Raw genomic sequence first — 14,482 nt, 5'->3', positions numbered from 1 at the left:
ACACCTTAGCTATTTAGTTGCGTCGCTTGAATCGCTGTTAGCGCTATCGTATATACGATATCGTCTACCAGCGCCCCGCGGCTCAAGTCGTTCACTGGCTTACCCATACCTTGCAGCATAGGGCCAATGCTGACTAAGTTAGCACTGCGCTGTACAGCCTTGTAGGTTGTATTGCCTGTATTGAGATCCGGGAACACAAATACGGTGGCTTGGCCGGCTACTTTTGAATTCGGTGCTTTTTTACTGGCAACACTTTCCATCACAGCGGCATCGTATTGCAACGGGCCGTCAATCAACAAGTCAGGTCTTTTTTGTTGTGCCAGTTCCGTGGCTTTTTTAACCTTGTCTACATCAACCCCAGTGCCTGATGTGCCCGTGCTGTAACTGATCATGGCGACTTTGGGCTCAATACCAAACGCAGCGGCTGAGTCAGCAGATTGTATGGCAATATCCGCTAGTTGCTCGGCAGTCGGGTCTGGATTAATTGCACAGTCACCGTATACCAGTACTTGTTCCGGCAGCAGCATAAAGAAGATGGACGACACCAAAGACGCCCCGGGTGCGGTTTTAATTAACTGCAGGGCAGGGCGTATGGTATTGGCTGTGGTATGCACCGCGCCAGACACTAAGCCATCAACATCACCTTGCTTTAACATCATGGTACCAAGTACGACGTTATCGAGCAGTTGCTCTTGCGCTACCACGTCGGTTAACCCTTTGTGCTTGCGCAGCTCAACCAGCGGGGCGATGTAATGCGCCTGTATGTCCTGTGGTTGTTGTATGGTGACTGAATCTGGCAGCACAACGCCTTGCTGCTCGGCCACTCTTAAGATTTCTACTTTGTAGCCCAACAATACGCAATTAGCAATGCCGCGCTCGGCACAAATTGCCGCGGCTTTTATGGTACGTGGCTCATCACCTTCAGGGAGCACTATGGTTTTGTTAGCGGCTTTGGCTAGCTGGGTGAGTTTAAAACGAAATGCAGGGGGCGATAACCGTAGGGCTTTTGACGCGCCAGCGCTTAGTGAGTTTATCCAATGGGGATCAATACAACTGGCGGCGTGATCCATCACACGGTTGATGCGTTGCTCATCGTCAACCGGCACTTCTAAGTTGTAAAAGTGTAAATTTAGTGATGTTTGCCATGTGTTGTCATCTACCAGCATCACAGGTAAGCCGGTTTCCATGGCTTGGGAGCACAATGCCATTACTCTTGGGTCAGGTTCATACCCACCGGTTAGCAAAATAGCCCCGATTTTGGTGCCGTTTTGAGCCGCTAGGCAGGCCATCACAAACATGTCGTTTCTATCGCCTGAAATAACAAGCAATGCGCCGGGTTTTAATACCCACACCATATTGTGGATCTCACGGGCACATAGGTTCACGCTGCGTAATCTGCGGTGTTTATAATCGCCTTCGTTGAGTAACTTTGCATTCAGGTGTTTTCTTAAATCATCCACCCGAGGTGCAATTAAATCGAAGCTCCAACTTATGCACCCAAGAAGGGCAAACGTTTTGTTAAAAATGGGCAGATTTTCAAGTCGTTTGATTATCTCGGCGGTTTTGCTCTCGTCATGATTTTCCAGTAGTTCAGTGCTTAAATGGCCACGAACATCCAATGGAGCATTGATTTTATTGAAGATACACCCGAGCACTTTTTTACTTCTGTGACCACCGTAGTTATCTGCCACTATCTCTAATTTATCATTGAGTTGGTTCATTGTGAGGTTGCTAGGGGAACTCACCAACACAATTTTGGCGTCAAGTGCGTTACAAATTTCGCGGTTTAGGCGCACTGCATAAGGATGACTTGGGGTAGACACTAATCCCTCGATAATACCAATGTCTTCGTCTGCATAGTGTGTTTCATATAAGGCGATAATTTCTTCTAATAACACGTCCATCTTGTCATTGCTGATCATGTCCTCAACATACGCCGAGGTTAAGGGGGTTGCGGGTTTTGTTGGGCCTAGCTGAGTGATAATCGTTGTCGACTTCTCTGGTTCATCATCGCCATGGCGCGGTTGGCCCATCGGTTTGAAAAAATTCACTTTTAACCCTTGCTGCTGCATGGCTCTAACCATACCCAGTGAAACGCTGGTGAGTCCGGCGCTGCTACCAACAGGTATTAACATTATTCTACGTGCCATGGTGTCTCCTTAGGCGTTAAAGGCGCAATGAATGGTGTCTTTAGCAATAACCCACTCTTCGTTGGTGGCGATGGCAAAAACAGGCTTAGAGGTTGCGTTGCTAATGCGTCCTGAGTGGCCAAAGCGTGTTTCAGTGTTTAACGTTTCATCTAAGCTAAAGCCCATATGGGCAAGTTGCGCTATGGTTTGCTGGCGAATATAACTGGAGTTTTCACCGATGCCGCCAGTGAACACTAAGGCATCTAAGGGGCCAACAAGCGCCAAATATGAGCCGATATATTTTACTAAGCGATGCACAAACATATCGAGGGCAAGTTTGGCGTTCTTGTTGCCTAATGCTTGTTGCTCCTCTAATGCTCGACAGTCATTGCTCAACTGTGAAATGCCTTGAAGGCCCGATTGCTTATTCATTAGCGCACTGACCTGAGCGGCGCTGTAATCTAATGACTCAATTAGATAGGTCGCCACGCTGGGATCAATGTCACCACATCGAGTCCCCATGACTAGGCCTTCAAGTGGGGTGAACCCCATGCTGGTATCTATCGCCTTACCTTGTTTTATCGCTGTAATACTGCAGCCGTTGCCCAAATGGGCAGTGATCAGGTTACATTGGGCAATATCTTTATTCAGTAATCTAGCGGCTTCATGTGACACAAAATGATGGCTGGAGCCATGAAAGCCGTATTTACGAATACCATGCTGCTCGTAAAGGCTATAGGGCAGGGCGTATAGATAGGCGTGCTTGGGAAGTGTTTGAAAATACGCAGTATCAAAAACCGCGACTTGGGGCAAATCTGGAAACGCGTCTTGGGCACTTTCAATACCCGCCACATGCGCCAGGTTATGCAGTGGCGCCATTTTCGCTAAATCGCGAATGCCTTCTTTGACTGATGAATCGATTAAACACGATTGCTCAAAACGTTCCCCCCCGTGCACCACGCGATGTCCAATCGCAATAATGCTTGATTGTAAGGCGTCATATTGCGTTAACACTTGGCCGATACTGGCCAGGGCCTGTTTGTGATTGGCATTGTCAGTGAGTGCGACGGTGGTTTTGTGCTCATCGGAGCTATAGCGCAATTGGGCGTTATGTGCCCCGAGGTTTTCAGCAATTCCTTGCAAAGGAGCAGCGCCTGTTTCGGCATCGATAATGGCGAATTTAATCGAAGAACTACCGCAATTGAGCACAAGTACGTGTTGATTCATAAACGTTTTTTATCCTTCGTGGATGAATGCTAAGACGTCAATAGTAGCGCGCCTAGGGCGTTTTGGATATGGCTAGCTTGGCTCAATCACGCGGTGTTTGTTGGGAGGCAATAGACAACAAGCAGATAGCACGAAGCATTGCTAGTGCGTGCGCAATACTCGCGTAAGACTGTCGCTTAATAACCGTGCAATGACGTAGAAACAAGGCGCAGTTAGCGGTCGGCATTTTCGGTATCGCCATGCTTACTTCGATGGGGTGTTTTCACTCGTTAAATCGTTAGTGTTCTACTAAATATGACAGTTTTATGACGACCCTAATAAACGCGTTTATGGGATTACATTTACGCAATATGCTCGTTTTAAAGCCCTTTTAAAGATTTTAATTAAAAAAATGTGATTATTTTTATTCTTTTTGTTTGCTCTTTAATTACGCGGTGTGCCAACGAATTAGATTTAGCTCTACGCATTTATCTGGCCAGTTTACAGTTTGTCAACGTTGAATTATCAAACCTATTACCCTAAAATTTATTTTTATTGAACGTTCAATTAACAAAAGTCTTTGCACACTATGCCTAAAGTTGGAATGCAGCCTGTACGTCGACAACAACTAATTGACGCCACGATAGAGTCGGTGGCTGAGCTTGGTTTACGTGCGACTACCATCAATAGCATCAGTAAAAAGGCAGGTTTATCGTCGGGCATCATTAGCCACTATTTTGGTGGGAAGCAAGGCCTTATCGAAGCGACCGTGCGTTATTTGTTATCTAACTTAAAACAAACGTTATTAGGTGGGCTGAAGGCAGATACCACCTCAGAGCAAAGGCTGATGTTAATCGTTGAAGCTAACTTTTCACGGCTTCAACAACAAAGTAATGCAACCAAGACTTGGTTGAGCTTTTGGGCGCAATCCATGCACGACATTGAGTTGCATCGCTTGCAGAACGTAAACAGCAAAAGACTGTGCAGTAATTTAGCGTGTTCATTTAAACAGTTAATGAACGCTGAAGACGCAAGAGCTGCCGCTGAATTAAGCGCGGCAATGATAGACGGCTTGTGGTTAAGAGCGGTACTAAGCAAGTCTGACAAAGATGAATTTGAACACTGTGAGCGACTGGCAAAAGGCTACGTGCGCTCGCTTATCAAACAATATGGATCCTAACGTGACAACACCTGTTTACCAAAATTTCATTCATGGCCAATTCCTCGCTAACCAATCTGGCGAAACATTTGCTGTTAAAAACCCAGCAACTGACGACGTGATTTATCGCGTTGAAGTAGCAGATGATTCCGTTCAACAGGCGGCAATCAACAGTGCTAAAGAAGGCTTTGCACTTTGGTCAGCTATGACGCCCATTGAACGTAGTCGGATTTTATTGAAAGCTGTGTCATTACTGCGTGAGCGTAATGACGCCTTAGCAAAAATTGAAGTGCTAGATACCGGCAAACCGTGGCAAGAGGCCGAGTGCGTGGACGTACAAACGGGTGCTGATGTTATCGAATACTTTGCTGGGTTAGCCCCAGCTCAAGTTGGTCAGCAACAATCGATAGGTGATGATTTTTATTACACCCGCAAAGAGCCACTTGGCATTTGTGCTGGCATAGGCGCATGGAACTACCCACTGCAGATCGCCTGTTGGAAGTCGGGCCCAGCGCTTGCTGCGGGTAATGCACTTATTTTCAAACCGTCTGAGGAAACCCCATTAGGCGCGATTAAATTAGCAGAGATTTTCTTCGAAGCGGGTCTACCAGCCGGTGTGTTCAATGTGGTGCAAGGCGCTGCAGAAGTAGGCCAATGGCTGACCCAAAGCCCAGACATCGAGAAGGTGTCTTTCACCGGTGAAGTAGGCACAGGCAAAAAAGTCGTTGCCAGTGCAGCTGGCTCACTAAAAGATGTGACCATGGAATTAGGCGGTAAATCCCCGTTACTCGTGTTTGAAGATGCCGATGTGTCACAAGCGGTGAGCGCCGCAATGCTTGGTAACTTCTACACCCAAGGTGAAGTGTGTACCAATTGTACCCGGGTTTATGTCCACAAGTCTGTGTATCAGGCATTTATAGACGAGCTTAAAACCCGCACTGAGCAGAACATTATTGCTGGTGACCCGCTTGATCCAAACGTTAATTTGGGCGCGTTGATTTCTAAAAATCACCAAGACTTAGTCATGAGCTATATCAACAAGGGCATTGAAGAGGGCGCGACCGTATTAACGGGCGGAACAACGCTTAGCCCTGCATCAGCACCGAACGGTTATTTTGTGGCACCGACGGTGTTCACCGATTGCACCGACGATATGACCATAGTCAAAGAAGAAATATTTGGCCCAGTGATGAGTGTGTTGGTGTTTGATGATGAAGCTGATGTGATACGCCGTGCGAACGATACGCACTTAGGTTTGGCCGCGGGGGTATTCACTAAAGACATCAAGCGCGCTCACCGCGTTATTCACAAATTACAAGCGGGCATTTGCTGGATCAACAGCTACGGTAATTCCCCGGCAGAAATGCCAGTGGGTGGTTATAAGCAATCGGGGATCGGCCGTGAGAACGGCATCGAAACACTCGATCATTACACCCAAACTAAATCTGTTTATGTGGGTATGACCGACATAGAGAGCCCATTTTAATGGCTGAGCAAACTTACGACTACATAATAGTGGGCGCGGGCTCTGCAGGGTGTGTATTGGCCAATCGCTTATCTGAAGATGCCAACAATCAAGTGTTGTTATTGGAAACCGGCGGCAGCGATAAAAACATCTTTATCAAGATGCCCACTGCGCTGTCCATTCCGATGAACACTGAAAAACTCGCTTGGCAGTTTCACACCGAAGCTGAACCTTATTTAGACAATCGAAAAATGCATTGCCCTAGGGGTAAGGTGTTAGGTGGCTCGTCGTCTATCAACGGCATGGTATACGTACGAGGCCATGCCAAAGACTTTGATGAGTGGCAAGAGCACGGGGCACAGGGATGGGATTATCAGTCTTGCTTACCTTACTTTCAAAAAGCAGAAACGTTTTACTTAGGTAAAGATGCCTACCGTGGTGATAAAGGCCCTCTTGGCGTCAATAATGGCAATGAAATGGCGAACCCCCTCTACACCGCGTTTATCGAGGCTGGTAAGCAAGCGGGTTACGCGGCCACCGATGATTACAATGCGGCACAGCAAGAGGGTTTTGGCCCCATGCACATGACCGTAAAAGACGGTGTGCGCAGTTCTGCAAGTCGCGAATACCTTGACCCGGTTAAGTCTCGCAAGAACTTAACCATAGTCACAGGTGCACTTGCTGAAAAAGTGCTGCTTGACGGCAAAAAGGCCGTTGGAGTTGAGTACAGCATTAACGGCAACAAAACGTCGGCTAAAGCATCGAAAGAGGTGGTGTTAAGCGCAGGCTCCATTGGCTCTCCTCACCTGTTACAACTTTCCGGGATCGGTGACAGTGACACACTCACCGCCGCGGGGGTTGAGGTGAAACATCATTTACCTGGCGTAGGGCAAAACCTGCAAGATCATTTGGAGTTTTATTTCCAATATAAGTGCAAGCAGCCCATCACGTTAAACGGCAAACTTGGCCTTATTTCTAAAGGCTTGATTGGCGCTCGCTGGTTATTTACCCGCAAAGGTTTAGGCGCCACCAATCACTTTGAGTCGTGTGCGTTTATTCGCTCAAAACCCGGCGTAGAGTGGCCAGATATTCAATACCACTTTTTGCCGGCAGCTATGCGTTATGACGGGCGAAGCGCGTTTGATGGGCATGGTTTTCAAGTGCATGTGGGCCATAACAAACCGAAAAGTCGTGGAGCAGTCACGATTAAATCTGCCGATCCGACTGAAGCACCAAAAATTCAGTTCAATTATTTGCAGCACCAAGATGACATTGAAGGCTTTCGCGCCTGCGTGCGCTTAACGCGTGAAATTATCGAGCAAAGCGCGTTTGATGATTACCGTGATGATGAAATTCAGCCGGGTAAGCACATCCAAACTGACGAAGAAATAGACGCGTTCGTGCGCCAAGCAACTGAGAGTGCATACCATCCGTCGTGTTCTTGCCGTATGGGTGAAGACGCCATGGCTGTGGTGAATTCCAGCACTCAGGTGCACGGTATTCAAGGGCTTAGAGTGGTCGATTCGTCCATTTTCCCCACTGTGCCTAACGGCAACTTGAATGCCCCCACCATTATGGTGGCAGAAAAAGCCGCAGACATGATTTTGGGCAAACCTGCACTTAGCCAAGCGCAGGTAACGGTTGCGACTTCAAGCAATTGGCAAACTGTGCAACGTAACGCAACGATTTAATCTGGCCACCTGACACGCAGTAAAGGAGGTATTTTTGCTGCGTAACGCGAGTCAAAAAACAGGAAGAAAGATGAAGTTTTATCGCTTATTTTGGGGAGGCTCAAATGACCTTATGGCTTAACGCTGGGATCATTTTCACCCTATTGGCCATTGTGGTTATTTTGCTCAAATGGGGAAATGTCGTTTGTGTCGGTGTTACGCCGGTCAGGCTTTTCACTTTTATTGCTATTCTATTTACCTCAGGCCTAGACGTTGGCTTGATCATGTTCCCGCTGACCGAGTTTGGTGGCTACGCAAACCTAAAGGCCAACCCCGAATACGCCTTTACCAACCCAATGGCCATTGAATTTGGTTATTGGGGGTTTCTGATTTGGGGCTTTTACTTTCTTACTTGTTTTTACTTCTGTGTGGTTGAGCCCAAGGTTAAGTTTTTCGAGATCCCGCTGGTTAAACTGATTAACAATGTGGTGATCATTGGCACCTGTGCCTTTACTGCGTTTTTGTTGTTATCTAATTTGCCTTGGTACCTACCGGCCATCGGTGATGGCGAATCAATTGTCCCGAGCTTCTATTTTATTGTATTTGCCGCTATTTGCTTTGCGGTGTATTCCAGTACTGACATCAAATATGTACGCATATTGAGTATTTCTACTACCTGGCTGTTTATCGCCCTGATCGCTTTTATGTGGGCGGGGGCCTTTTTAGGCAGTGACAGCCACGTTGCCGCATTTGTGAGTAACCTAGAGCTGATAGGTAGCTATTTTGGCAACCTAGAAGACTTTGTATTGCCCCTGAACAAGTACCACGAATTTTATTTATTCTGGTGGTTTGCGTGGAGCATCATGATTGGTCAGTTTACCTCTCGTTTTGTCGGCGGCTTAAAAACGTATCAAGTACTTGGCGCCATGTTGATCTTCCCGTCTATTCCTATCGCGGTGTGGTTCAGCGTTATATATCAATACCATGAAGCGGGCATTCCTACCGCTGGGCTGAAGAACTTCGCCATGGCTTTTGTGGGCATAGTGTTTGTGATCAATTCACTCGATTCGCTGATCCGTTTGTATACCGATAATTTGAATATGACGGTCAAGCGTTTGGGTAAGCTCGGTTACATCGCCTTAAACGTGATCACATTGTCGTTGTTGACCCTACTGTTCAAATTAGAGTTTCTGCAAATTCAATGGGTTGGAGCGCTGGTGATCGGTTTGTTCTTTAGCTGTGCAATTTTCATCGCTTATAGCAAACCTAAAACAGTCAAAAACATCGACAGTTCACCAAAAGATAACGAGATTGATTTCACTAAAATAGATTCAGTAGATTAAAAGTTTGAAATATTAACACCAAGAATTAGTAACTAAGGAATTTACCATCAATTCACACAATATAAACACAACACACAAAACAGGACTTTTTATGAATACTAATGTGCCAAAGAAGCAAAGCCTTATTGCTTTGTCTGTGCTGTCAGCTATGTCTATGACGTCATTGCCAGCTTTTGCTCAAGAAGCAGACACACAAGCCAGTGCAAAAAAACAACAAGAAGAAGACTTTGAGTCTATCGTAGTAACGGGACGTAACGTGTCGTACGCAAACAGTGCCGCTTCTGAAGAAATGAAAAAGCAGCAAACACCCATGACTAGCGTGCTGGCCTTAGTCGATAACTTGCCAGGCGTATTAGTGACTGAAGGTGACCCGTTTGGCTCTGATGAATGGTCTACTAGTATTTCAATTCGTGGTTTTCAATTGAACCTTGAATCACAGCAAATTGGTATGACGGTTGATGGCATATCAAATGGTAACTCGAACTACGGCGGTGGTACCAAAGCCAGTCGTTATATTGATACCGAAAACTTGCGTGGTGTAGAAGTATCTCAAGGTACTGCTGATATCAGCTCGCGCTCAAACGAAGCGCTTGGCGGCACAATGGATTTCACCACCATTCTACCTGCGTTAGATGAGCAATTAACGGTTAGCACAACACTTGCAGAACATAACGCGAGAAAATTTTACGTTCGTTACGATACCGGCGAAATAGCACAAGACACGTTCGCGTGGATGTCACTATCAAGCCAGCAAAATGATGACTACATGGACGGTTCAATCACCAACAAACGTGATCACGCTGAAGGTAAAATTATCAGCACCATTGGTGAAGTGGATCTTACCGCTTATGTTAGTTACGACGATGCAGAAGAATACACTTATCAACGAGTTTACGGTTTAGCTCAATACGAGCAAAACGCTGAATGGGACGGCTTGACTGAAGATTGGTCTGGCGTGCCATACCAAGACCAAGTGTTTCGTGAAGGTTGGGTAACTGAGCGTGAGAACTTTTTCACTTACTTAAAAGCTGACTTCGCGGTAGGGGAAGTTGATTTTAGTACTAACGTCTATTACCACGAGAATGAAGGCGCAGGAAAATGGATCCCATATTACATTGCTGATGTCACTGATGACGGCGTAGGTAATCCAAATTCTGAGCTAGATTCATCGACCACTGCCTATGGCGGCGCATCTCAAGGTTTGATTTATTTTACTAATCGCGCTGGCGAAACGCTATCGCCAATCGCTGGTTGTGAAAGCTCAATTGGCTTCCCTTACGGCGGTGGCGGTGCAGAAATCGACCCAGGTTGTTACGAGCAAGGCGCTATTCCAGTTAGCTCAAACCGTCATACCCATTATGATAAAAAACGTTACGGCGTAAACGGTGACTTTACCTGGAATACCAGTATTTCTGATATGGACAACGTATTACGCGGTGGATTTTGGTATGAAGATTACCAACGTGATGAGTATCGTGATTGGCACAAAACCATAGATGCTGCCACGAGCCCTCGCTATGACGAAACCCCTTATTGGGTGCAGTACGATCGTGAATTCCCAGTTGAAACCTTGATGTATTACATTGAAGACGAACTTGATGCTGGCTTCGCTAAATTCCGTTTAGGAGCAAAGCAATTCAAGGTTGATGTATCTAAAGAAGACCAGTTTGTACCAGAGAACGACTTGGATGTCTCATCTGATTCAGACGTGCTTATTTCAGCTGGTTTTGTTGCGCCATTGCCGCTAGACGGCCTAGAAGTATTCGGTGGTTATGCTGAGAACTTTGCCGCAGTAAAAGATGCAGTACTAGAGCGTGATGACGCTGATGTGAGCACAGTTGAGCCAGAAACAGCTGATAACATAGATTTTGGTTTACGTTATTCAACGCCTGGTTTTAACGCAAGCTTGACCTATTACAACATCAAGTTTGAAAACCGTATTACCTTCATCAGCAACGAAGACGTTAATGGTATCGACTTCTTAGAATCTGCTGCGGGTGGCTTCCTAAATGACGGTGGTATTGAATCAGACGGTATCGAAGCATCAATCGATTATAAGATTAACGAGAACTTCGGTGTGTATGTTTCATATACTAAGAATGAATCGACTTACACTGATGATGATCAAGATATTGGCGGCAAAACAGTTATCGGCAGCCCAGAAGATATGGCGGTTATCAGCTTTGATTACGCCAAGAATGACTTCTACGCTGGTTTTAGCACCAAATATGTAGGTGAGCGTTTCTTAGACCAAGCCAACACGCAAGAAGTCGACTCTTACGTAGTGAGCGATTTGTATGTAGGTAAAACAGCTTACGATATCGGTGGCAGCATCGAGAGCGTAGAGCTTAGCTTTACCGTAAACAACGTATTTGACGAAGAGTACTTAGGTTCAATCGCGCCAAATGCGGGTTGGATTGGTGCACCGCGCATCGCATCATTCAACGTTAGATTCGTAATGTAAAATTACTGACCCTATGAGGCCACATTCAGACTCTCTGTTTGTGGCCTTTTTTGTACTTGTAGTTGTACTTGTACTTGCGTTCGTGATCGTGTTTGTCAGCGCGATTGCTCATGAATACCGCCATTTTGTTATTATGCGCGCTGCAAAAACTGACATAAAACGCGTTTAGATTCTTATTTCGCGCAGATGTGATAAACCTAATTTAATCAGAACAGGCAGAGCGTTAAACTCTGCTACAGGTAGATAACCATGAAACTCTTTTCTCGCTCTTCTTTATTTGCCAGTCTCGGGATCCTATTGACAGGCCTTACCGTGTCATTTTCAAGCTATGCCACTGTCAGTATCATAAAAGGCAAAACCGTTATTCCCCATGGCAACGCGACCTCAGACAGCGATATCACCATTAAAAACGATAAACTCGCATTTTCATTAGCCATGGGATCAGCACCGCCTTGGGGCGTAGCGCGAGGTTGTATTGTTGATATTGCAAACGTTGAAGCCGATGGGGCACTGAGCCTTGACCGCGTGGCGTTTGCGGATTTCATACCGAATGATTGGTCAAGCTGGCCCAACACATATCAAACCCTTGATGTGATAAAAGACAGCTCTGATGAAGCCATCGTTAACATTACCCGAGATTTTGGGCAGGTTGAAATAAGCACTACCTATAGTTTGCTTTCAGGCTCTGACATTATTCATGTACAAACCACTATGACCAATCAAGGTGAAGCGATCCCAGACATGCGTTCAGGGTTTACCTTATGGCCCGATGGGGGATACAAGTTTGCGGTACCAGAACATAAATCAAGCGATAAAAAGGAGCAGGCTGCGAATTTTATTGCTGATCGCTTTGTGGGCTATGCTGCCGATTGGGCGGTTGCCTTACACGCTCCTTACCTGAGCGAAACCAAACACCAATCAAGAGATTTATATACCCAGCATAGTTTGCAAAAAGGCCAAACTGTGACGTTCACAGGTGATTACCAAGTCTTGGCCAGCGGCGATTTAGCCCCAGTGGTACGGGCTGAAATTACCCGTAAAAACGCGAAAGCGGGCACGCTTTCAGGAGAAGTACGCACTCAAAGCGGAAACTTGCTCACACAACCTGCCATTGTCGTGACCAAAGACGATGTACCCTATATGTGGGGGTTAGGCCAAAATGGCCAGTATCAATTTGATTTACCCGTTGGGCAATACCAAGTCTATGCCACAGGCAAAGGCTATTCTGCGAGCAAAATTCATGACATTGAAATAACTGAAAAGCAAACCCAAACATTGTCGTTTAATGATCTTCTCGCCCCCGGTAAGGTCAGTGTTCAGGTAACCGATGCCAACACCAACGCGCCCCTTGATGCGAAAATTAAAATTGAAAAAGGCAATCAGCCATTGATTGAGTTTTTAGGTGCGCGCACGTTTTTCACTGAACTTGATAGTAAAGGCCAAGCGACATTTCCACTGGCCCCCGGTGAATACCAACTGAATATCTCTGCTGGTGGTGGTTTCAACGCAAAGCCTGAATTAATGAACACCAACGTCAAAGCTAATGAGACTACAAATATTACCAGTGCTATTACCATCAGTACGTACTCGACACAGCATGGTTGGTACGCAGGGGACTTACATCACCATGCTAACGTGCTCGAAGGCTCTACTTCCCCTGAGTATTTGGTGCGCTCGCAATTAGCTGCGGGATTAAATGTGTTGTTTGTGAGCGATCATGATTCGACCAAAAACAATGCTGAAATACAAGCGCTGGCAGATAAACGCGGTGTGCCTTTTGTTCCGTCAATTGAGGTGTCACCGTCGTGGGGGCATTTTAATGCATTCCCAATTGATAGCGGGGCACAGTTATCGGTCGACCCAGGGGTGGATGATATTCACACCCTGATCAAAGATATGCGCCGCATGGGCGCCACGGTAATCGCATCAAACCACCCGTATATTCCCTATGGTTACCTAAGCAGCTTGAATAAAAACACTGCTCCAGGTGGTTTCAACCCTAGTCTTGATTTGTTCGAATTAAACGCTGGAGTCGATAACGCGCCAACAATTGAGAAAGCCCATCAGCTTTGGTCACAGGGGTTGCCTTACTACTATACCGCAGGATCAGACACTCACGATGTATGGAATCAAACCAGCGGCTTAAATCGCATGTTCGTTTACACGGCCAGTAAACCCGATGCACATGCGTTCGCTCAAGCCATGAAAAATGGACGTTCTTATGTGTCATTCGGCCCGATCATTTACCCGCAAAATGTGATGTTTGGTGACACGGTTAAACTGGCAAAAGACCAACCTCAATTGCTTACAGTGGATCTGGTTGCAGTCAACGGCCTTAAGTCTATACAGTTGATTGGTGGCGTGAGCGAGTCTAGTCGTTCTGCCCAAATTCAAAATGAAAACTCAGGCGAACACAGCAGCAGAGTAATCAAGCATCAGGCACTCAGTGGTGATAGTGCGTCGATTACCTTTAACCTGCCTAAGGTATCGGGCTGGGCCGCCTTAGTGGTCGAAGATATGCAAGGGCACAAAGCTTATTCGAACCCGATTTGGTTAAAAGAGGTAGATAAAAGCCAGTTTTAATCAGTAGGCTTTAATCAGCAAAACGTGTATGCATTTACCCGTTTTCGTTGGTGTTATTTTAAAATGACCTTTCATGTATATTCACCTAACCTAGCGGTGGTCTTCACCGCTAGGTTCCTTACGACTTCATATACAAAACATGAAATGTACCAAGGCAATAAAAAATAGGCTTTGCGGACATTTGATTTTTTGGTTATAAAATAGATAGTTGTTAAGTCTGGGTAAAAACAGCCTCATTAATATGGATGATATTTGGGGACTCTTATTCTCCTCATCTCTTATATCTATATATCTGCTTTGGCAGAAAAATCGTGTGTGAATATTTATTTACATAAATTGATGTGTACATTGTTATCGTTAGTTTCGTCTGTTTAATGTTTTTTTCGCGTCATGTAACGAAAATTCCGCCATTTTTACTAGGTTTGAATGACGGTTCCGTTTTGATTAGATGCTTTTCATTAGG

Annotated in this window: 8 protein-coding genes; 6 read left to right on the top strand and 2 right to left on the bottom strand. The window is 45.8% G+C overall.

Annotation, left to right across the window (positions count from 1 at the left end):
* Positions 1 to 5: 5 nt before the first annotated feature.
* Together pta and PATL_RS13265 are read right to left on the bottom strand one after the other, a co-directional pair.
* Positions 6 to 2,150: a phosphate acetyltransferase gene (pta, locus tag PATL_RS13270; RefSeq protein WP_011575369.1), complete on the bottom strand. Its 2,145-nt coding sequence runs from the start codon at positions 2,148 to 2,150 to the stop codon at positions 6 to 8.
* Positions 2,151 to 2,159: 9 nt separating this feature from the next.
* The gene (locus PATL_RS13265) at positions 2,160 to 3,356 is read right to left on the bottom strand and encodes an acetate kinase (protein ID WP_011575368.1); all 1,197 of its coding nucleotides are present in this window, start codon (positions 3,354 to 3,356) and stop codon (positions 2,160 to 2,162) included.
* 568 nt (positions 3,357 to 3,924) lie between these two features.
* Here PATL_RS13265 and betI point away from each other — a divergent pair.
* The 6 genes from betI to PATL_RS13235 all read left to right on the top strand — a co-directional run bounded on the left by betI (position 3,925) and on the right by PATL_RS13235 (position 14,019).
* Positions 3,925 to 4,515: a transcriptional regulator BetI gene (gene betI / locus PATL_RS13260; RefSeq protein WP_011575367.1), complete on the top strand. Its 591-nt coding sequence runs from the start codon at positions 3,925 to 3,927 to the stop codon at positions 4,513 to 4,515.
* A 1-nt stretch (position 4,516) separates the two neighbouring features.
* Positions 4,517 to 5,980 carry a betaine-aldehyde dehydrogenase gene (gene betB / locus PATL_RS13255; RefSeq protein WP_041714455.1) on the top strand — a complete coding sequence of 488 codons (1,464 nt, stop codon included), beginning with the start codon at positions 4,517 to 4,519 and terminating at the stop codon, positions 5,978 to 5,980.
* Positions 5,980 to 7,650, top strand: coding sequence for a choline dehydrogenase (gene betA, locus PATL_RS13250; RefSeq protein WP_011575365.1), 1,671 nt, complete (start codon positions 5,980 to 5,982; stop codon positions 7,648 to 7,650). Before betB ends, betA begins: the two co-directional genes overlap by 1 nt.
* A gap of 104 nt (positions 7,651 to 7,754) precedes the next feature.
* Positions 7,755 to 8,972, top strand: a complete 1,218-nt coding sequence (locus PATL_RS13245; RefSeq protein WP_011575364.1) for a BCCT family transporter — start codon at positions 7,755 to 7,757, stop codon at positions 8,970 to 8,972.
* A gap of 91 nt (positions 8,973 to 9,063) precedes the next feature.
* Positions 9,064 to 11,436, top strand: coding sequence for a TonB-dependent receptor domain-containing protein (locus tag PATL_RS13240; RefSeq protein WP_011575363.1), 2,373 nt, complete (start codon positions 9,064 to 9,066; stop codon positions 11,434 to 11,436).
* A gap of 249 nt (positions 11,437 to 11,685) precedes the next feature.
* Positions 11,686 to 14,019: a CehA/McbA family metallohydrolase gene (locus PATL_RS13235; RefSeq protein WP_011575362.1), complete on the top strand. Its 2,334-nt coding sequence runs from the start codon at positions 11,686 to 11,688 to the stop codon at positions 14,017 to 14,019.
* Positions 14,020 to 14,482 lie beyond the last annotated feature (463 nt).

The organism is Paraglaciecola sp. T6c, assembly GCF_000014225.1.
In the GTDB taxonomy this organism is placed as follows: Bacteria; Pseudomonadota; Gammaproteobacteria; order Enterobacterales; family Alteromonadaceae; genus Paraglaciecola; species Paraglaciecola atlantica_A.
This window is presented reverse-complemented; position numbering and strand designations above follow the sequence as displayed.